17 protein-coding genes are annotated in these 19,239 nt (G+C 74.3%); all 17 read right to left on the bottom strand.

Annotated features, from left to right (window positions below; genetic code table 11):
* Positions 1-48 precede the first annotated feature (48 nt).
* The 17 genes from ACIGXM_RS04490 to ACIGXM_RS04570 all read right to left on the bottom strand — a co-directional run bounded on the left by ACIGXM_RS04490 (position 49) and on the right by ACIGXM_RS04570 (position 19,200).
* Positions 49-1,779: a peptidoglycan-binding protein gene (locus ACIGXM_RS04490; protein ID WP_396556693.1), complete on the bottom strand. Its 1,731-nt coding sequence runs from the start codon at positions 1,777-1,779 to the stop codon at positions 49-51.
* A gap of 97 nt (positions 1,780-1,876) precedes the next feature.
* Positions 1,877-2,449: a phage tail protein gene (locus ACIGXM_RS04495; protein ID WP_396556695.1), complete on the bottom strand. Its 573-nt coding sequence runs from the start codon at positions 2,447-2,449 to the stop codon at positions 1,877-1,879.
* Positions 2,446-4,395 (bottom strand): putative baseplate assembly protein, encoded by a 1,950-nt coding sequence (locus ACIGXM_RS04500; RefSeq protein ID WP_396556697.1) that lies wholly within the window; start codon positions 4,393-4,395, stop codon positions 2,446-2,448. The genes ACIGXM_RS04495 and ACIGXM_RS04500 overlap by 4 nt, the downstream gene beginning before the upstream one ends.
* Positions 4,395-4,853, bottom strand: a complete 459-nt coding sequence (locus tag ACIGXM_RS04505; RefSeq protein WP_396556699.1) for a GPW/gp25 family protein — start codon at positions 4,851-4,853, stop codon at positions 4,395-4,397. The genes ACIGXM_RS04500 and ACIGXM_RS04505 overlap by 1 nt, the downstream gene beginning before the upstream one ends.
* Positions 4,853-5,092 (bottom strand): PAAR domain-containing protein, encoded by a 240-nt coding sequence (locus tag ACIGXM_RS04510; protein WP_396556701.1) that lies wholly within the window; start codon positions 5,090-5,092, stop codon positions 4,853-4,855. Before ACIGXM_RS04510 ends, ACIGXM_RS04505 begins: the two co-directional genes overlap by 1 nt.
* Positions 5,093-5,125: 33 nt before the next feature.
* Positions 5,126-6,928, bottom strand: a complete 1,803-nt coding sequence (locus ACIGXM_RS04515) for a VgrG-related protein (protein WP_396556703.1) — start codon at positions 6,926-6,928, stop codon at positions 5,126-5,128.
* Positions 6,929-6,932: 4 nt separating this feature from the next.
* The gene (locus ACIGXM_RS04520) at positions 6,933-7,637 is read right to left on the bottom strand and encodes a LysM peptidoglycan-binding domain-containing protein (protein WP_396556705.1); all 705 of its coding nucleotides are present in this window, start codon (positions 7,635-7,637) and stop codon (positions 6,933-6,935) included.
* Between the two features lie 55 nt (positions 7,638-7,692).
* Positions 7,693-8,115 carry a phage tail protein gene (locus ACIGXM_RS04525; RefSeq protein WP_396556707.1) on the bottom strand — a complete coding sequence of 141 codons (423 nt, stop codon included), beginning with the start codon at positions 8,113-8,115 and terminating at the stop codon, positions 7,693-7,695.
* 43 nt (positions 8,116-8,158) lie between these two features.
* Positions 8,159-8,560: a hypothetical protein gene (locus ACIGXM_RS04530; RefSeq protein WP_396556708.1), complete on the bottom strand. Its 402-nt coding sequence runs from the start codon at positions 8,558-8,560 to the stop codon at positions 8,159-8,161.
* A gap of 3,037 nt (positions 8,561-11,597) precedes the next feature.
* Complete coding sequence (locus ACIGXM_RS04535) at positions 11,598-11,753, bottom strand: DUF6760 family protein (RefSeq protein WP_396556710.1); 156 nt, start codon at positions 11,751-11,753, stop codon at positions 11,598-11,600.
* On the bottom strand, positions 11,750-12,166 hold the full coding sequence (locus tag ACIGXM_RS04540) for a hypothetical protein (RefSeq protein ID WP_396557380.1): 417 nt from the start codon (positions 12,164-12,166) through the stop codon (positions 11,750-11,752). Before ACIGXM_RS04540 ends, ACIGXM_RS04535 begins: the two co-directional genes overlap by 4 nt.
* 89 nt (positions 12,167-12,255) lie before the next feature.
* Positions 12,256-12,711: a phage tail protein gene (locus ACIGXM_RS04545; RefSeq protein WP_396556712.1), complete on the bottom strand. Its 456-nt coding sequence runs from the start codon at positions 12,709-12,711 to the stop codon at positions 12,256-12,258.
* A gap of 85 nt (positions 12,712-12,796) precedes the next feature.
* Entirely contained in the window at positions 12,797-14,362 is a 1,566-nt protein-coding gene (locus ACIGXM_RS04550) for a phage tail sheath family protein (protein WP_396556714.1), read from the bottom strand.
* 139 nt (positions 14,363-14,501) lie between these two features.
* A complete protein-coding gene (locus ACIGXM_RS04555) occupies positions 14,502-15,665 on the bottom strand; it encodes a hypothetical protein (protein WP_396556716.1) in 1,164 nt (387 codons plus the stop codon).
* Between the two features lie 73 nt (positions 15,666-15,738).
* On the bottom strand, positions 15,739-17,808 hold the full coding sequence (locus ACIGXM_RS04560) for an ATP-binding protein (protein WP_396556718.1): 2,070 nt from the start codon (positions 17,806-17,808) through the stop codon (positions 15,739-15,741).
* On the bottom strand, positions 17,805-18,515 hold the full coding sequence (locus ACIGXM_RS04565) for a DUF4255 domain-containing protein (protein WP_396556720.1): 711 nt from the start codon (positions 18,513-18,515) through the stop codon (positions 17,805-17,807). The genes ACIGXM_RS04560 and ACIGXM_RS04565 overlap by 4 nt, the downstream gene beginning before the upstream one ends.
* Positions 18,516-18,570: 55 nt before the next feature.
* Positions 18,571-19,200 carry a LuxR C-terminal-related transcriptional regulator gene (locus ACIGXM_RS04570; protein WP_396556722.1) on the bottom strand — a complete coding sequence of 210 codons (630 nt, stop codon included), beginning with the start codon at positions 19,198-19,200 and terminating at the stop codon, positions 18,571-18,573.
* Positions 19,201-19,239: the final 39 nt, after the last annotated feature.

The raw sequence follows: 19,239 nt of genomic DNA on the forward strand, positions 1-19,239 counted from the left end.
GGCCCGTCCGGACCGCCGGCGGCCCCGGCCGGGGTCGCCGGGCGAAGGTCAGCCCTGGTAGACGCCCGGCCAGCCGGTGCCGCTGCTGGGCGGCTCCTGGATGGTGCCCTGGGTGGTGGGCTGCACGACCCAGCCGCCGATCAGCGCGTTGGCGACGTCGTCCGAGTCGTTCAGCGGCTTCTGCGGGGCCATGTCCGCCTGGTACTTCCGGACCGCGTTGGCGAAGTCCTCGTTGTAGGGGCTGATCGGCTCGGCGCTCCCGCTGGTCAGGACCTTGATCAACTGCTGGGTGAAGCCGATCTGCTGCTGGAGCTGGGTGGCGGTCAGCGAGGTCTGGTCGGCCCACATCAGGGCCGCCGTGGCGCAGGAGATCTGGTAGTCGGGCTGCGCGTTGCTGTTGATGCTGTGGATGTCGCGGATGACCGGGAAGGCCTCCAGGGCGGCCATGGTCGCCCGGCCCAGCGTTCCGGACTGGTCGCTCCTGGCGATGTTGCCGGGCCGGGTGCCGTGGGTGTCGGTGTCCCGCTGGAAGCAGGCGAGCGCGTTCACCGTGTTCTGGTCCATCACCCCGGTCCGGAAGCTGCCGCGCGCGAGCTTGCACCGGTTGCCGCTCGACAGGCTCACCAGTCGGTCCTGGGCGAACTGCACGAACAGGTTGGGGCTGGTGGGTGTGGCGTTGACGCTGGTGATCGGGAACTGCAGCAGCGTCATGGCCTCCGGGGTGCTGCCGCCACCACCGCCACCACCCGGCGCGCCACCACCGCCACCCGGCGCGCCACCGCCGCCACCGCCGCCACCGCCCGGAGCCGCCGGGACCGGGTTCGCGCCGGGACCGGGTGCGAGCGGCGTCGGACCCGCCGCCTGCGGCGCGGCCGGGTTCCCGGCGTCGGGTGCCACCGGCCCGCCCGGCTGCGGGGGCGCGGCGTTGCCGGGGGCCGGCTGCCCGCCCCCGCCGGTGGTCGGCTGCGGCGGCAGGGGGCTGCCGGCGTCGACGGGCTGCAGCGTCGCCGTCTGCGTCCTCAGCGCGGTGGCGGCGCTGGTCACCGAGGGCTTGGCGAGCATCCAGAGCGCGACGCAGGCGGCCACGATCGCGCCCAGCACGGCGAACAGCCGGGGGAACCACCTCGGCAGGACCGCGGAGTGGGCGTACGTCCCCTCGACGGGCAGCGGCGCCAGTCCGGACCGCAGCACGTTCACGGAGAACGGCAGCACCTGCTTGACGCCGAACCAGCGGATCCGCTGCGTCCTGGCGGAGACCCGGACGAAGGCCGCCCGGCCCGCCTGGATCCGCAGCGAGGACGGCTGGAACTCGAAGTCCAGCTGGTTGCCGGCGTCCTTGCCGGCCAGCGACACGGTGACCGGCGTGTTGCCCAGGTTGTCCACGGCCAGCTGCGGCCGGGCACGCAACCGGCCCTTGGAGACGGGCGGGACCAGTTCGGCGCGCAGCTCGCCGAACGGCAGCACGGACAGCACACCCTCGACCACCACGACCGCCTCCGGCTGCTCGGAGGGCAGCACCTGCAGGGCGAACGGGTGCGGGCCGGCCGCCGCGTCGGAGCTGCGCGGCACGTCGAAGTGCAGCTGGACGGTGGTGCCGGTGCCCGGGTAGAGCTTCACCGAGGCCGGCTCCACCCGGGCCCACGGCGCCGGCTCCCCCACCGGGACGAACCGGTACTCCTCGACCACGTCACCGGTGTTGCGCAGGCGCAACGAGACCGTGGCGGTCGTGCCGGCCTCCACCGTGGTCGAGGCCGGTTCGAGAGAAGTCCAGGTGCTCACCGGCGTACGGTAGCCCCGCGCGTCCCCGGGCCGGAGCGGACGCCGAGCCCGGTCCGGGGGCATCGAAGGCTGCCCGATCGGGAAGCGCGACGGACCGTCACCCACCCGCCGCTTCGACCCGGTAGGGCACGTGCGCCGGGCAGGTGCGCTGCACCAGGTCCTCGACCAGGTGCACGGTCGCGGGCCCGCCGGCGCCGGCCGCGACCCGGATGACGAGTTCGGCCCGCGCCGACCCGGGCAGCGGTCCGTTCGGGCTCGCCGACCAGCTCGAACCGCCGCTCTCGGTCACCTGCGCCTCGATGCCGAGCAGCCGGAGCTGTCTGGTCAGGCCGCGGACCGTGCCCGACTCGCGGTGGCGCTGGACCGCCCCCGCCACCAACTCCCGGTGCTGGTCCAGCGGGTGGAGCGGATCGAAGTCCGGCAGGTCGGCGGCGACCCAGCGGCCGAGCCAGCCGAGGAAGTCCCCGGGTGCCAGGGCCGGATCCAGGTAGCCGGGGAGGCAGTCGAGGACGGCGAAGACCGGGGCCAGCACGTCGTCGAAGGCCGCGACGTAGCGCTGGGCGAACTCCTCCCCCGTGTACACGTCGGGCAGCCGCGCGCCGAAGGGGTTGGGGCTCGCCAGGCCGTCCACCCCGTACCGCCGCGAGCCCGACCCGTCGGGGCCGCTCACAGCTCCTCCACCTTCACCTGGTGCTGGTGCGAGAAGACCAGCGCGTTGGGGTCCAGGTCGACCCGGCTGGTCGGGTCGCCGCGCTCGCCGGTCAGCGGGTTGGCCGGGAAGAGCTGGACGTGGTCGACGAGTTCGACCCCGGGCAGCCGTTGCAGCACCGCGTACGCCTCGCCGGCCTGGACCGGCCGGCCGAACGGCCAGCCCTGCCCGTCGACCCCGCCGACCAGCGGGTTGAGGTAGCGGTAGAGGGCGTCCAGGGCACGCTCCCTGACCTGCCCGACGGGCACGCCGCGCCGGGCCATCACCCGGGCCACCACGGTGATGCCCTGGTAGTAGGGCGGTTCCACGGTGAGCCGGGCCCCGATCGGCCGCCGCTCGTCCAGGTACTCGGCGATGCCGGACAGCAGCGCGTCCGAGGGCACCATCTGCTCGAAGCGCAGCCGGTCGCCCCGGTCCGCGACCACGCCCGGCACCACCAGCACCCGCACTCCGCCGTCCCCGGCACCGCCCGAGGTCGGCAGCGCCCGGATCCGCGCCGCGGAGGGGGCCGCCTGGGCGGCCAGCAGCTCGTAGTCGGCGGCCGTGACGGCGCGGTCCTGGGTGCGCAGCTGGACGGGCCCGCGCAGCATCGCGGACCGCACGGTCTCGCCGTCCACGCCGCCGGACGCGCCCTCCCGGTTCTCCACCCGGGAGACGTAGGGGATGGAGGAGCGCAGCACGGTCAGGGTGCCCCGGGCGACGTTTCCACTGCGCCCGCCGCCGGTCCGGTAGCGGCGGACCCTGATCCGGGCCCCCTTGGCCGGCACCGCGCCGTACTGGCGCAGCGAGCCGTCGACCTCGCGCAGCCCGGGGCCGAAGGAGAGCTCGCCGGCGGTGTGGTCGACGGTGAAGCAGCGGTCGTGGCCGGCGCGCCCGGCGAAGCTGCCGACCTCCACCCACTCCTGCCACCCGTCGCCGTCGCTGACCTCGCACACCAGCGGGCCGTCCCCGCCGAGCAGCGGGCGGCGGGCGAGCAGGAACGTCTGGCCGGGCGTACCGGTGGACTCGCCGAGGTGCTCGTCGAGCACGGTGTCGGCGTGGACGGCGGCGACGGTGCCGCCGACCGTGCCGGCCGACACCGCGCGGACGGTCGGGGAGGAGGAGTAGAAGGGCTGCCCCGGGCGGCTCGCCACGGTCCGGCAGCGCAGCCAGCCCGCCCGGTGCCCGCCGATGGTGGCCACGGCGTGCGCGGCGGGGACGTGCAGCACGAGGTCGCCGGGCCGGTTGAGCCCGCCGGTGCCGTCGCTGTCCACCTCGCAGGGGTGCCAGTTGTCACCGTCGTACGCCTCCCAGACCAGCGGCGGCTGCCGGGGGTCGACGCCGACGCCCTCGACGATGCTGTCCAGGCTCACCAGCACGGCACAGGACGGCACGGCGGCGGAGAGCCCGACCAGGAACGCGTCACCGACGGCCGGGGACTCGGCGAAGCAGGCGACGTCGCGTCCCTCGGCCAACTCCTCGCTCCGGTCGGCCAGCCGGGTACCGACGGGCTGGGTCAGCAGCCGGGTGAACTCGCAGGGAACGATGGCGAGTTCGGCATCAGTGGCGAAGAGCACCCGGTCGGTGTGCCGGGTCGCGGCGGTGGAGACCTGCGTGCCGGCGCGCAGTCGCATCTCCTGCGCCTGCGGGGTGGACAGCCAGAAGGTGAGCTCGGTGCGGGCCGCGGCGGCCGGGAACAGCTTGACGCCGATCAGGTCGAGGAAGGCGAGGTAGTTCTTCTCCGGCACCCGGTTGAGCCGGTAGAGCAGCTGGTCGGTCATGTGGGCGAAGGCCTCGATCAGCGTCACGCCGGGATCGGAGACGTTGTGGTCGGACCACTCCGGGCAGCGCTGCTGGATGAACCTCTTCGCCTCGTCGACGAGTTGTTGGAAGCGGCGGTCGTCGAGGTTGGGGGCGGGCAGGGCCATCAGCGTGCGGTCTCCTGGGCGTGGGGGGACGGGTACGGGTCGGCCACCGTGCCCGGTTCCGGCTCGTGCGCCGGAATGACGTAGAAGGGGAACACCAGGCTGCGCGGGTTGTTGGTGCCGCGCACGGTGTAGCGGATGTCGATGTAGAGCGTGCCGTTGTCGACGCTGTCGAAGGCCACGTCGACGGTGTCCACGGTGATCCGGGGCTCCCAGCGGTCGAGGGCCCGGCGGACCTCGTAGCAGATCCGGCCGGCGGTGCCGGCGTCCGCGGGCGCGAAGACGTAGTCGTGGATGCCGCAACCGAACTCCGGCCGCATCGGTCGCTCGCCGGGGGCGGTGGCCAGGACCAGGCGGATCGCCTCGGCGATCTCCTGCTCACCGCCGACCAGCGCGATCGCCCCGGTCGCGTCCAGCCGGGGCGGGAAGGCCCAGCCGGAGCCGATGAAGAGCTCGGGCATCAGGCACCCCCGATCAGCACGGTCGCGTCGCCGGCGCCGATGAAGGTCTCGCAGACCAGCTCGTCGCCCTCGCACGTGGCCGGGAACCCGCCGATCAGCACCTCGCCGCCGAGCGGCACGACGGGCGTCCCGGCCGTCGCCCGGCCACCGGGCGGGCCGACCGTGCCCATGGGCGGGCCGGGCAGCACCGACGTGTGGATGTGGCTCGTGCTGTCGCCGACCCTGGCGGCCGCTGGCATCCGTTGCCCCTTTCTCCGATGTCCGTCGTGCGGTCAGTTGAGCTTGATCAGTGGCGCCTTGACGACCACGTCGGCGTCCCCGTCGATGCTGACGCTGCCTCCGGTCAGCTTCAGCGCCCCCGCGCCCGCGTCCAGGGTGATGCCGTTGCCGGTCACGGTGACCTCCTCCTTACCGGTGATGGTGATCTTCCCGTCGCTGTGCACGGTGATCACGGTCTGCTGCCGGTCGAGCGCCACGGTCAACCTGTCGTCCCCGGTGGAGATCCGCACGCCCTGGGTGACCCTGACCCCCGCGCCGCGGCCCCCGCCGGACGCCGCCCCCAGCAGCTCCATCCGGTCGCCGACCCGGGACGACAGGGTGCGCACCGCCACCTTGCTCCCGTCCACCAGCGCCACCGGCAGTTTGGTCGGGCTGTCCACGCCGTTGTAGAGGCCGCCCAGCACCACCGGCCGGTCCAGCAGGCCCTGCTCGAAGGCGACCAGCACCTCGTCGTCGATCTCCGGGCAGAACAGACCGCCGCCCTTCGTCCCGCCGAGCTGCATGGTGCGCACCCAGTCGCTGACGTACGCGGGGTCGCCGCCCTCCGCGCTGTCCGACAGCCACGGGAACTTCAGCTTCACCCAGGCCTGCTCGGCCTGCGCCGGATAGCCGGACGGCGGGTTCTGCCCCGGACGCAGGATGTCCACCACCACACCGGTCGCCACCGACGGGACCCGTGGTGAGCGGGCCGGCGCGCCGGCCCCCGAGGCCAGCCCGGCCAGCGTGCGGTTCTGGCGTCCGCTCACGGTGATCCGGGTCTCGTAGCCGTAGCCACGCTGGTAGGTGTGCAGGCTGCCGGTCACGGTGTACTTGCCGTCGAACGGCACCCCACCGCCGCTCACCGCCACCGGCAGGCCGATCCGCAGCAGCGGGTTGCCGACCGAGGTGATCTCCAGCTCGCCCAGCGCGGCCGCGGCGTCGGCGGCCAGCGCCGTCGCCACGGCGTTCGCCTGCGCCGCGGTACCGTACGGCACGTCCGCCACGATCGTCCGGGCCGGCGCGAAGGGGGCGGTGGCCCGGGCGGGCGTCAGGCCGAACTGCGACTCCGGGCTGGGCGCCACGGTGACCGGGGCCTGGACGGCCGTCTTGGTGGCCACGTCCCAGCCGCGCACCTCGACCGTCGCCACCTGGTTCACCGAGTTCGCCAGCAGGCGCATCGCGTGCACGTTCTTGCCCAGGTCCAGCACGTACGGGCTCTGCTGCGGATCGGTCGAGGTCGCCGGGGCCGAGGACGCCGGGACCGGTTTGGTGAAGTGGAAGACCCCGTCCCGCACGAACATCTCCCGGCCGTTCTCCACCGCCAGGGTGCGCAGGAAGTCCCAGTCCGAGACGTTCGGTTGGGTCGCGTACTCGTACTCGGTCTCGGTGTCGTCGATGCTCAGCTCGGTGACACCGGCCGCCTCCAGGACGACGCAGGCGATCTCCGAGGCCGTCATCTGCGGGTAGCCGGCGATGTGCCGACCGCGCTGGAGCCGGTGCGACACGTCCAGCGCACGGACCGTGGTGTAGCTGCCCATGGCGTCGAACTCGGCCTCCAGGCCCACGACCTCACCGGTGAACAGCGGACGCGTCCCGCTGCTGTCGCTGGTGGCGACCATGACCGTGAACTTCCCGCCGATGGCGAGGCCGGTCTCGCCGACCAGCGTCCGGGACGGGTCGAGGAAGCGCACCACGGCCGACGCCGGCAGACCCGGGCCCTCCTCGATCCGCAGCTCCTTGGGCACGTCCGCCCAGGCCGGCGGCAGCGGACCCGGGACGCCGATGACGAAGCCGACCCCGTCAGGACCTACCGACATGCCGTCACCCCGCCCTGAGCTCTTCGGCCGCCGGCACCAGCAGCTCGGTGCCGGGACGCAGCCGCATCGGGTCGTCGATGCCGTTGGCCTCCGCGATCACCCGCCAGGCCGTCGCGTCGCCGTACTCGCGGTGCGCCAGCAGCTCCAGGCTGTCGCCGCCCACCACCTGGTGCACCCGACGGGCGGTCAGTGCGCCCGACGTCGGGTTCTGCCGGGGCATGGTGGCACCCGCCTCGGTGATCTGGATCGCACACGACGCGCGCAACGGCTGCCCGGCCGTGTCGAAGAGCGAGTACGTCGCGTTCGCGCTCGCCAGGTAGCCGAAGAACGCGACGCTCTGGAACGGTCCCCACTCGAACCTGATCCAGGGCGCGCACGGCGCCTTCGCCGAGATGCTCGCGGTCGTCGGCAGGCACCAGTTCAGCAGCGTCTCCACGGCGGTGGCCACCGAGTCGTCGTGGTCCGCGGTGGCGTCCAGGAACAGCTCCACGTTCAACTGGCGCGGCCCGGCGCCCTGGAACTGCGGCTTGCCGACGGACTCCGCCGCCGCCTGCCGGTTCTCCGTCCACGACGCGCTCTTGCTCAGCGTCAGCGTGTGCGGATTGAACTGGAAGGTCAGCCGGCCGAGTTGGCCGCCAGGGGTGAGGCTGTCCCCGGTCGGCGGCTCGTACGCGGAGAGCGTGGCCTTGGTGGGAGGCGCCGTGGTCATCGAACCTGTCCTTCCTCGGCGGCTGCTGGGTGTCGGTGTCGTCGAACGGGGTGGGTCACAGGAACCCCTGGTGGGCGAGCTCCACGCTCTCCATCGCCACCTCGGAACGGGTGGGGTCGAAGGACGGGCCGCTCCAGCGCGCCAGGACCACCTGGTTCAGCGACCAGGTGGCGATGGTGGTTCGCAGGGTCGAGTCCAGGGCGGTGATCTGGGCGGTTCCCCGGGTGACCCGCTGCTGGAGCGCGGTCAGGTAGGTGGCGATCTTGGCACTGTCGGGGGTCAGACCGCGGCTGAGCGTCACGTTCGGGAAGGTGACCCTGGTCGGCAGCTGCCAGACGAACCCGTTGGCACCGCCCTCGGCTCGCTGCTCCAGCTCGACCTGGGCGCCCAGACCGCTGCAGGAGGTGAAGACGCCCAGGTCGATCCCGGTGATCTGCAGCCGGAAGTGGACCGTTGTCCCCGGGTAGTTGCCGGTCATCCCGTCACCGCTCCTCGTTCATCGCTCATCGTTCGTCCACCGCTCACCTGTCGCCGTCGAGGAGCCGCCCCGCGCGCTCGCGCCCCGACCACAACTCGGCGCGCAGCAGGCGGCCCATCGGCGGGGCCAGCAACCGGGCGAGCTCGTCCAGGTGCTTGCGCTCCAGGGAGGCGATGAGGCGCTCGGCGGGCCGCGCCTTCCCCTGCGGCTCAGGTGGCGAGGGCGGTGCCGACGCCGTGCTGGGTGCGGCGGTGGTGGGGGCGCCGGACCGGGCCGGGCTGCTCTCGAACTCCTGCCGCTGCTCCGGCTGTTGCCACTCGACGGGCTGCGGGCTCATCGGCTGCTGCTCGGACCGCGGTCGCTGGACCGGCAGCGGCATGCTCGGCCCGCTGCGGACCGGGCGCTCACGCAACCGCTGGACGAGCGGGACGCTGGGAGCGGGCACCGGTGCGTTCCCTGGTGCGGGAGTTGGCGGTACGGGGGTTGGCGCCGCCACCGCGGCGAGCGGCTCGGCGGCGCCCGACGCTGATCGGCCCACCGGCAGAGCGGACCGCTGGACCGACTGCGCCTGCGGTGGCCGCAGCGTTTGCGATGCCTGCGGTGCCTGAGGTGCCTGCAGTGCCTGAGGTGCCTGCGGTGCCGGACGCGTCGGGGACCAGGTCGCCGTGTGCCGGTGCGGCGCGGCCGCGGGCAGCGGCGTGGCCGGTCGGCCCGGTAGCGACGGCCCGGCGGACGAAGCGGACGGTGAGGCGATCGGCGAGGCGATCGGCGACGCGGAGGGCCGCACCACCGGAACGGGTGCGGCGCCGGCCGCGCCGGCGCGGCCGGACCGCGGGCCCGGCGCGGCAGTGGCGGCGGTCCGGCGCTGGACCACGGGGGGCCGGGAGTCGGCCACCGCCGGCGGATCCTGCGGCGCCCGCCGGGCGGGGGTCCCCGGCGGGGACGGGAGATCGGGCGACGACGTGCGGCCCTCGGCGCGAGCGGTCCCGCGACGTGACAGCAGACGCTGGATCGGGCCGGGACGGCTCGGGGCGGCCCCTTGGGACGCGACCGCCGCACGGAGCGCGGGGTTCGCCCGGCCCTGGCCCGGTCCGTCCGTCCGGACGTCCGGTCCGGGCGACGGAAGGGGCAACCGAGCCGCCCGGTCGGGAGCGGCGCCCGGCGGCGGGTTCTCCGTCGCGCCGGGCGCGGTGCGACCGGCGGGCGACACCGACGTCGAACGACCCGCCCGACGCTGCACCGGCGCGGCACCCACCTGCGGACCCTGCACCGCGCCGGGCGCGGTACGACCGGTCGGCGGTGCCGACTCCGAACGGCTCACCGGACGCTGTGCCCGCGCGGCACCCACCGACGGGTTCTCCGTCGCGCCGGGCGCGGTGCGACCGGCGGGCGACACCGACGTCGAACGGCCCACCCGACGCTGCACCGGCGCGGCGCCCACCTGCGGTGCGCGGCCGCTCGTCGCCGTCCGGCCGGTGCTGCCGACCTGCCGGCCGGCCCCGGAGGCGCTCGGAGCAGACGAGGCGGCCTGGGAGGAGAGCGCCGTCCCGCCGCCCGCCTCCGGTTCACCCGTGCGCACCCAGCGCAGCGGAACGGCGGCCGGACTCGCCGGCACCGCCGCTGCCGGGGGTCCGGAAGCAGCGGCCTCGGAGGCGTGTGCCGATCCGTCCGCGGCCCGCTGGACCGCCGTCGGCAGCAGCGGCCGATCCGCGAGCAGGCCGGCCTGCCGCGCCGGCGTGCTCGGCCCGGTCAGCCCGGACGGCGCCAGGGGGGCAGTGGCCGTGACGTCCCCCGAAGCGGTCAGCGCACGCGCCACCACGAGCGGGACCGCGCCCGCCGTACGGCCCGTACCCGCCGTACCGCCTGTACCGCCCGCAGCCACCGCTCCCCGTGCCGGTGCCGGCGCCGGCATCGCAGCCGCACCCGCCCGACCGGGTGGCGCCGACGTCTCGCTTCGTTGCACCACAGGGCCGGCGGGGGCCGGGCTCGCCGCCGAGGAACCCCCGGCAGCACCACCGCCGCTCCGCTGCGCGGTGACGGGCATGGCGGCGAGCGGCGCACCGAGCCCCGAACGCGACACCTCCCGGACAACGACAGCGCCGACGACACCCTCGTCCGCGGTCTCCGGCGAAGCCGAGCGCTGCACGCTGACGGGCATCGCGGCGAGCGGCGCACCGAGCCCCGGACGCCGGACCTCCGGGGTGCCGGCAGGACCGAGGACACCCGGCCCCGCAGCCTCCCGCGGTACCGACCGCTGCGCGGTGACCGGTGAGGAAGCGCCGACGAGCGGCGCGTCCGGACCCGACACCTCCGGCGCGCCAGCGCCGGCGACCTCCCGCGAGGCCGACCGCCGCACACCGACCGGCATCGCGCCCAACGGCGCACCCGCGCCCGACACCTCCGGCGCGCCCGCGCCCGCAGACTCCCGCGAAGCCGACCGCTGCGCGGTGACCGGCAAGGAAGCACCGACAGGCGGCGCGTCCGGACCCGACACCTCCGGCGCGCCCGCGCCCGCGGCCTCCCGCGGAGCCGACCGTTCCGCGGCCCGCTGCACCGCCGTCGCCTCACGCCCCAGCGTCCCCCGGACGGCGTCCGGTGCCGGTCCCGATGCCGACGCCACCGCCGGCACACCCGACGTCGCGACGCCCGACGTCACGAGACCCGTCGTCGCGACACCCGACGAGGGCCGACCGCTCCCGGACGTCTCGCCCGTGTCCCGCGCCACCGCACCTCGGCCGGTCCCCGGTCGCGCCAGCAGCGGCAGGTCACGCGCCAGGCCCGGCACCTCGGGAGACGACGTCAAGGCCGCGCTCCGCCGCTGCACCGGCGCCGGACGCGACGTCTCACCCTCCACGGCACGCGACACCACGGAACGCGACACCGCGAGTCGCGGCAGGCGTGTGGCCCGCGCGCCGTCCTCGGAGCTCCCGGCGGGCGCGGCCTCCGGGCCGCGGACAGGCGTGGGCAGCGCGGGCCGGAGCGCGACGACCCGGTGCGCCGGCGTCCCCGCCGCACCTCCCGGACCGCCCGTCTCCGCCTCCGCCGCCTCCGCCGCCGAAGGCACCCCGCCGCCCGGACCGCCCGCCGCGACCGGCTCGTCCAGCGGACGGACGTGCGGCAGACCGCGCCCGGCCGCCCGCTGGATCGCGGTCCCCGGCGCCGGGCTCAGCAGCCCGTGCAGCAGCCCCGACGGTGCCTCGGAGCTGACCCGGTGTCCCAGTTCGCCCCGGAACGAGGGGTCGCGCCGCGTCACCAGGCCACGTTCGAAGGCGGCCGGGTCGTTGACCGCCGTGCGGGCCACGACCGCCCGCCGCAGCACCGGCACGCTCAGCCAAGCCGGCTCCGGCCGCGACCGAGCACCGGTCGGGGCCACCTCGGACGCCGCCGCCTCCGCCGCGGCGACCGGCTCCGCTGCGACGACCGGCTCCACGGGCGTGCGGCGGCCCCGGCCCAGCCGATCTCGCAGTGCCACGTCCGCTCACTCATCCTTCGTTGATCCGGGTGTTGATCCTGGCGATCTCCTCGACCCACCGCCCCCGCTCCGCGTGGGTGAGGTCGAGGATCGGGTCCTGCTGCCAGTGGAAGTGGTAGGCGATGTACGCGATCTCCTCGTACAGACGGTCGACCGCGTACGTCACGATTCCCCCAGGCGCCCCCCGGCCAGATCGACCTCGAAGGCCGCGTCGCAGGAGGGGCAGTTGACCGCGGCCCGGGTGTGACCCTCCGCGTTGATCCGCCGGTAGAAGTCCTGGAGGAAGGCGAGGTCCGAGGCGAACAGCTCCTCGACCACCTCCGCCCCCGGGTTGACCAGCGTGCCCAGCCGGGTGACCACCGTGCCGAGCAGCACCACGGTGAGGTAGGCGGGGTTGTTCTTCACCCGCAGGTCGATCAGCGGCATCAGCTCGTCGCGGGCGGTCGCGAGCCGCATCGCGCCGTGCCGGTGCACGACGCCGGTGGGGTCCACGTAGCCGCGCGGCAGCTCGAACTCGAACTCGGTGCGCAGCGGCTGCGGGCTGACCGACGGTGGTGCCTGGTACGGAGGTTGCTGCATGACCGGGTCCGGGTCGAAGCCGTCCGGGACCGGCCCGGCACCGCCCTCGGCCGGCTGGCCGAGGGCGGTGCCGCTGACCGTGCGACGCCTCACTTGAGGGTCACGTCCTCGAACACGATGGTGACCTTCTCGATCGCCGGCTGGGAGTCACCGGCCTTCAGCGAGGGCCCCTCCCACTTCTTCACCCAGGCGTTCTCCAGGGTGATGTGGCGCACCGGGTTGCCCTGCGAGTCGCTCACCAGGATGGTGATCGACTGACGGGCCGAGGCCACGTCGCCCTGCAGGAACGACTTGTCCAGCCACTGGGTGAAGACCGGGCTCTGACCGAGCCCCCGGCTGATGGTGATCTCGCCGCCCTTCCGGGCACCGGCCAGCTTGCGGACCACCATCTGGCCCGTCGAGGTCACCTCGTAGTGGTCGATCGCGTCCATCTCGAAGCTCAGACCGCTGACTTCCTGCACGGTCTCGACCTGGTAGCCACCGAGCTGGACGGTGAACCTGTGGGTGGCAATGGCCAAAGCCAACCCGTTGCTCGGGGTCGTCATCCGGACCACACCGCCTTTCCTGGAACTGGGAGGGAAATGACAGGACTACTCACGACTGCGCGCCGCTCGTCGCCGCGGCTCGCCGCTACTCGTTGACGAGGCTGCTGTTGTCCGAGAACTGCGACAGCCGGAACACCACGAACTCCGCGGGCTTCACCGGGCAGATGCCGATCTCGCAGACCACCTGGCCGAGGTCGACGGAGGCCGGCGGGTTGGTCTCGGCGTCGCACTTGACGTAGAAGGCCTGCTCCGCGGTCGCCCCGAACAGCGCGCCGCGCCGCCACTCCTCCCGCAGGAAGGCCGAGATGTCGCGGCGGATGCTGATCCACAGCAGCTCGTCGTTCGGCTCGAAGACGGTCCACTGGGTACCCAGCAGGATCGACTCCTCCAGGTAGTTGAAGAGCCGCCGCACGTTGATGTAGCGCCAGGCCGGGTCGGAGGCGAGGGTGCGGGCGCCCCAGACCCGGATGCCGCGGCCGGGGAAGGCCCGGATGCAGTTGACGCCGATCGGGTTGAGCAGGTCCTGCTCACCCTTGGTCACGTTGATCTGGAGGTCGATGGCACCGCGGACGACCTCGTTGGCCGGCGCCTTGTGCACCCCGCGCTCGCTGTCGTTCCGGGCCCAGACGCCGAGCATGTGCCCGCTCGGCGGGACGAAGCGGTTCTGGCCGCTGCTCGGGTCGAAGACCTTGATCCACGGGTAGTACAGCGCCGCGTACTTGGAGTCGTAGCCGGCACCCTCCTGGCGCCACTCCTTGACCTGGCGGGGGCTCAGGTCGGGCAGCGGGTCCAGCACCGCGACCCGGTCGCCCATCAGCTCGCAGTGCGTGATCATCGCGAGCTGCACCGCCTTGACGCCCTCCTCGTCCAGCAGGCCCTGCTGGTAGGCGGCCATCAGGTCGGGCACGGCGACCATGGTGATCTCGTCGATCGACTCCAGGCCGGTGAATCCGCTGCGGGCGTCGGCGTCACCCACGTACTCGGAGACCGAGATCCCGGCCGGCACCAGCTCGGCGGCGGCCGGCGGCACGACCAGCGACACGGTCTGCTTCTGCGGCCGGGCCAGCGCGCCGGTGGCGGACGCCGCCTCCTCCACCACGATCAGCGCCGAGCGCTCCCTGACCTGGGTGACCACGTAGTTGCGGGCGCTCTTCTTCGCCGAGACGTCGAACGTCTCGACCGGCTTGCCGCCCTGCTTGACCACCAGCTTGAAGCGGTCCTCCGCCGGGTTCTCCCCATCGGCGTCGGCCACCTCGACGGCGATCTCGCCCTCGACGCCGCCCAGCGCGGCCACCTGGAAGGCGCCCAGCGCCACCGACTCACCGGCCACCAGGGCCTTCGGCCGGGCGGTCGCCCCCGTCTGCTTCGCCTTCGCCGCCGCGCCCACCTCGGCGCCGACCCGCACCACGTAGGCGATGCCACCGCCGTTGGCGAAGTACCCGTACACCGAGTGGGCCAGGTAGGAACCGTCGACGAAGCCGCCGAAGGCGTCCACGAACTGGCTCCACGTCGTCACCAGGGTCGGCGTGTGGAACGGCCCCTTCTCGGCGAAGCCCACAAAGGCGGCAACGGAGGTCCCGACACCCTGGATCGGGCGGGGGCCGCTGGCGACCTCCTCCACGTAGACACCTGGAGACAAGTACTGCGGCATCCTTGGCGCTCCTCTTCGACCGGATTGCACGACAGCACCAAGGCTCGCGGGACGATCCGGCCGGCGGAAACGACCACCGACTCCGGCGGGGGGCAGCGCTACCTGCCCGTTCGGGCAACGCGGTCGTGGGCCGGGCCCCTCAGGGACCGAAGGCTTCCCGCTTGCGGTCGGCGTACTCCTCGTTCTTGCCGTGCATCACCGCCTTGAAGGACTGTGCCCCGTCCGAACTCGCCCCGTACATGGCGAAGTAGCCCAGTGCCTTGCCGAACTCCTCGGCCGCGAAGTCCGCCGCCGCCTCGTACGTCAGCGTGTCGTCGCCGTCGCGCACCACCACGCAGGCGAAGTGGTTCTCCCAGCCGTCCTTGTGCTCGAAGTCGACGTAGTGCTGGTCGCCCGGCTCCGGCCGGTCGACCTCCCTGCTCAGGCTCTCCGGGCTGAGACCGGTCAGCCGCATCGCCGTCTGCTTGCAGTCGTTCGGCACGGTGATCACCAGCTGCCGCAGCGCCGACTCGGCGTCACCGGAGATCTCGATGAGCCGGTTCGCGCAGGCCCGCGCCAGCTCCTGGAGGAGGTCGAGCGCGGCCTGCACGGTGGCCCCGGGCGCGTTGAGCGCCCTGAGCCGCTCTTCCCGGCCGCCCGTCCCGCCCCAGGCCAGGCCCACCGTCTTCGAGATCAGCCCGGTGGTCCGGCCGACCTCCGGGAGCGTCAGCCTCGCCGTCGGGCCCTTCCTGGACAACTCCTGGTACAGGACGGTCACTTCCGCGTTGTTGCGCACCCAGTCGTCCACCCGGGCCTGCTGGTACGCCTTCAGCTTGTCCCGGCGGCTCTCGTCGCTGTCGCCCAGGACCGGCTCGTGCGCGGCCCGGAGCGGCGCCCGGACCTTGTCGGCGCTCTTGTAGACCACCCGGACGAGCTGCATCTGCCGTCCGTCCACCATCGCCGTCGGCGCGGCGGGGTCCAGGGTCACGGCCACCCGTTCCAGGCGGTCGAGTTGCTCCGCCGCCCGGCCGACCAGCTCGGGTGTCGCGTACGCCGTGCTCCGGTCCTTGAGCACGATCCCGCCGTTGTCGGAGACGGCGGCGAACTGCCCACCGGTGGCGTCCGGGACCTGCTCGGCGTAGCGCTGCACCGGAACCGCGTGGTCCCGCGCGGGCCGGTCCTGCCCCAGCAGCCGCCCCACCGCGGCGTTGCCCACGGTCCGCTGCAGGTAGGCGATCGAGCCCCCCGCCGCGCCGTCCACCGCCGCGGTCCGGACCGGCGACCGGCCCTGGACACCGTGGTGTTGTTCGTCGTGTGCCTGCACTGCTGACTCCTCGGGCTCCTCGGCCGGGCGACGGGACCGCCCACGGCCACTGATCTCACGGTGAACTCCGGCGTCAGCCCGGGGTGGTGGCCCATCGCCCGAACTCGCTCGGCAGGACGAGCCGCCCCAGCTTGCGGTACTCGCGCTGGACGGCGGCGACCAGGTCGCCGGTGCCGAGCGGGCGGCCGGCGGCGGCGGCGAGGTAGCCGGCGGTGACGGTACAGGCGCGGATGGAGCCGCCGGCCAGGTCGAACCGGGCGCAGAAGTCGAGGTCGAGGTCGGCCGCGCGGGGGACGGCCGGGCCCAGGCAGCGGTCCCAGAGGGCGCGCCGGTGTTCGGGGTCGGGCATCGGGAAGTCCACGATCAGGTCCAACCGCCGGGTGAACGCCTCGTCCAGGTTGGCGCGCAGGTTGGTGGTGAGGATGGCGATGCCGTCGAAGGACTCCATCCGCTGCAACAGGTAGGCGCTCTCCATGTTGGCGTAGCGGTCGTGCGCGTCCTTGACCTCCGAGCGCTTGCCGAAGACGGCGTCGGCCTCGTCGAAGAGCAGGATGCCGTTGATGCCGGCGGCCTCGGTGAAGATCCGCTCCAGGTTCTTCTCGGTCTCGCCGACGTACTTGTCCACCACCGTGGAGAGGTCGACCACGTACAGGTCCAGGCCCAGGTCGGCGGCGATGACCTCGGCGGACATCGTCTTCCCGGTGCCCGAGTCGCCGGCGAACAGCGCCATCACGCCCCGGCCGCGCCCGCCGCCGGGGCGCATCCGCCACTCGCCCAGCACCTGGTCCCGGTGCCGGGCGCGCAGCGCCAGGTCGCCCAGCTGCTCGGCGACGGCCGGTGGCAGGACCAGGTCGTCCCAGCCGACCGCGGGCTCGATCCGGCGGGTCAGCCGCTCCAGGCCGGCCGCGTTCTGCGCCCGCACGCCCGCCCGCAGGTGGCCGGGCGCGACCGGCCGGCCGCCGTCCAGCAGGGCCTGGCGGCCTGCGGCCCGGGCGGCGCGGCCGATCTGGTCCGGCGTCAGCACGTAGGGAGCGAGCAGGACCTCGGCGTCCAGGGACGGGTCAGCCGGCGCCTCGCCGAGCGCGGCGTGCCAGAGGGCGGCCCGCTCCGGGACGGTGAGTTGGGGCGCCGCCAGCAGCAGCGGGCTGTCGTCGGCCCAGCGCGGGTCCCACGCGGTCCGGCCGTGCAGCAGGACCGGCACGGGCAGCAGCGCGAGCTCCCGGAGCAGGCGGGCCCGCGCGGCGGGGTCGATCCCGTCGAGCGCGTCGACCGGACCAGCCACCAGGCCGCCGCCGTGCAGCCGGGCCTCCCGGGCGGCCGTCGGCAGCAGATCCTCCGGGTGTGGCCTGGCGACGAGCGCGGCCAGATCCAGGCAGACGGCCGGCCGCTGGGCCAGCTCCAGGGCGGTGGCCGCCGTCGCCGCGGCGCTGCCACCGGGCTGTTCCCGCAGGTAGGCGAGGTGCACGCCGGACTCCACGGCCTGCGCGAGCGACCGGGCGGTCGCCGTGGGCGTGTGGGTCGGGGTGGCGAGCAGCCCGCGCAGCGCGGGGTCCGGGGCGTCGTCGCCGAGCAGGTGGGCGGTGATCCGGTCCGGCACCCGCAGCGTGCGGGTGAGCACCGGCCGGTCACCCTCCTCGACCACCAGCAGCCCGCCGGCGACCAGCGGCGCGGACGGCGCGAGCCGGCCGCGGACCGGACCGGTGAGCGGGTCGCAGCCGAGCAGCAGGCAGGCCAGGTCGAGGGTGGGCCGGCGCCGGGTCAGGTCGTCGTTGAGGTAGCCGTAGAGCCGCTCGAAGCGGGCGTCGGCGTCCGGCAGCAGCGCGGTCAGCAGGAGCTCGAGGTCGAGCGGGGCGAGCGCGAAGTCCCGGGCGAGGCGGTGCAGCGGCGACCGCGGGTCGGGAGCGGTCGCCGCGGGCTCGGCGGGGGTGGGGAGGCCGGGGTCCGCGCCCGAGCTCGACCGCTTGTCGATCAGGTGGTGGGCGGCCTCCGCGGAGAGGTGCAGTCCGCGCAGCGGGTCGTCCGGCTGCGGGTCGGTGGCCCGGCGGTGCTCGACGGCCGCCCGCACCCGCCGTTCGATCCGGGCCAACCCGGCGAGCAGGTCATCCGGTTCGGCGGCGACCGGCGGTGCGAAGGTGCTGGTCATCGGCGGATCCGTCCCTGCTTGCCCTCCAGCGCGGCGGCGCCGCGCACTCGCCGCACACCCACCGGTGCGGCGCCGGGCAGTGCGGAGTGCGCCGGCTCGTCCTCGAAGCGCGGGCGGCGGTTCTCGTCCGCGGCGCCGGTGTCGTCGGTGAGCCGCAGCAGCAGGGCGTCGGTGACCAGCGGTGCGCTCTGCCGCCGGGCGGTGCCGATCGGCGCGGTGACCACCAGGTCGATGGACGGCTTGAGCTCCCCGCCGAGCGCGGACCAGAGGTCGGCGAGCCCGCGGCCCTCGGTGGGCGGCACGGCCGCGGTGTAGGGCAGGGCGACGCCGAACTCGGCGAGGGATCCGGTCAGCCGCTCCGGCTCCAGCGACGACTGCCGCAGCAGGCCGGCGAGCAGGACCGACAGCAGCCGGTGCTCGTCCTGCGGGCGCTTGGTCCAGGCCGTCACCAGGTAGGACAGCGCGAACCAGTTCGGCGGGTCGACCTCGGCCACCACCTCGCCGTCCTCGCCGAGCACCCGGTGGGCACCGGCCGAGCGGCGGCTGAGGTCCTCGCGGAGGTCGTAGAGGAACAGGTTGATGGTGGGGGCGTTGCGCCGGGCGGCCCAGTCCCGGGTCGGGGCGTCGAAGACCACCTCGACGTCGGTACCGTCCAGGATCTCCCGGGCCAGCAGGGCGTGCAGGGCCTCGTCGACTTCGTGGATCATCGCGTTCCGTTCGTGCCGCTCGGTTGCGGGAGCACCGCCTCTTGCGGTGCCGCCGTCAGATCAGGCCGTGGCGCAACGCGTAGGCGACCGCGTGCGAGCGGTTGCGCAGTTGCAGGCGGGCCGTGACGTTGTAGAGGACGTTCTTGACGGTCCGTTCCGAGTACGCCAGCTCCTTCGCGATCTCACGGGTGTCGTGTCCCTCCGACAGCAACCGCAGCACCTCGACCTCCCGGGTGTGCAGGCCGGCGAAGGAGATGCCGTTCGGTTCGAGGACCTGGCGCTGGAGCCGTCCCATCTGCTCCATCAGCCGGCCGAGCAGGTCGGCCGGCAACGCGCCCTCGCCGCGCACGGCCGACCGGAGGACCCGCACCAGGTGCTCGGCGGTGGCCTCGGAGCGACGGACCAGGCCCACCACGCCGCACTCCACCGCCGTGGCCAGGGCGGCGTCGTCCACCGAGGAGACGACCAGGACCAGCGCACCGCTCAGGGTCCGGCGCAGGCTGCGCAGCCGGACGACCGTCGCGGCGTCCAGGGTGTCGGCCACCACGAGCACGGCGGTGGCCTGCGCCTGCTCGCCCGCGTCCACCAGGCGGAGTTCGGGCCTGGCGCGCAGCTGGGCCACCATGCCGGAGTGCAGGATCGGGTCGTCGGCGTGGACGTGGACGGCGATGCGCTCGGCTGACACCGGCGTGGCCTCCGCTCTGTTCGGGCAACGGATCGGTCG

Source organism: Kitasatospora sp. NPDC052896 (assembly GCF_044547075.1).
In the GTDB taxonomy this organism is placed as follows: Bacteria; Actinomycetota; Actinomycetes; order Streptomycetales; family Streptomycetaceae; genus Kitasatospora.

What these genes read in the sequence shown, in the direction of transcription:
- ACIGXM_RS04500 (WP_396556697.1), bottom strand. Translation starts at nt 4,395, where the DNA reads ATGGCCCTGCCCGCCCCCAACCTCGACGACCGCCGCTTCCAACAACTC.
- ACIGXM_RS04505 (WP_396556699.1), bottom strand. Translation starts at nt 4,853, where the DNA reads ATGCCCGAGCTCTTCATCGGCTCCGGCTGGGCCTTCCCGCCCCGGCTG.
- ACIGXM_RS04510 (WP_396556701.1), bottom strand. Translation starts at nt 5,092, where the DNA reads ATGCCAGCGGCCGCCAGGGTCGGCGACAGCACGAGCCACATCCACACG.
- ACIGXM_RS04515 (WP_396556703.1), bottom strand. Translation starts at nt 6,928, where the DNA reads ATGTCGGTAGGTCCTGACGGGGTCGGCTTCGTCATCGGCGTCCCGGGT.
- ACIGXM_RS04520 (WP_396556705.1), bottom strand. Translation starts at nt 7,637, where the DNA reads ATGACCACGGCGCCTCCCACCAAGGCCACGCTCTCCGCGTACGAGCCG.
- ACIGXM_RS04525 (WP_396556707.1), bottom strand. Translation starts at nt 8,115, where the DNA reads ATGACCGGCAACTACCCGGGGACAACGGTCCACTTCCGGCTGCAGATC.
- ACIGXM_RS04540 (WP_396557380.1), bottom strand. Translation starts at nt 12,166, where the DNA reads ATGCAGCAACCTCCGTACCAGGCACCACCGTCGGTCAGCCCGCAGCCG.
- ACIGXM_RS04545 (WP_396556712.1), bottom strand. Translation starts at nt 12,711, where the DNA reads ATGACGACCCCGAGCAACGGGTTGGCTTTGGCCATTGCCACCCACAGG.
- ACIGXM_RS04550 (WP_396556714.1), bottom strand. Translation starts at nt 14,362, where the DNA reads ATGCCGCAGTACTTGTCTCCAGGTGTCTACGTGGAGGAGGTCGCCAGC.
- ACIGXM_RS04560 (WP_396556718.1), bottom strand. Translation starts at nt 17,808, where the DNA reads ATGACCAGCACCTTCGCACCGCCGGTCGCCGCCGAACCGGATGACCTG.
- ACIGXM_RS04565 (WP_396556720.1), bottom strand. Translation starts at nt 18,515, where the DNA reads ATGATCCACGAAGTCGACGAGGCCCTGCACGCCCTGCTGGCCCGGGAG.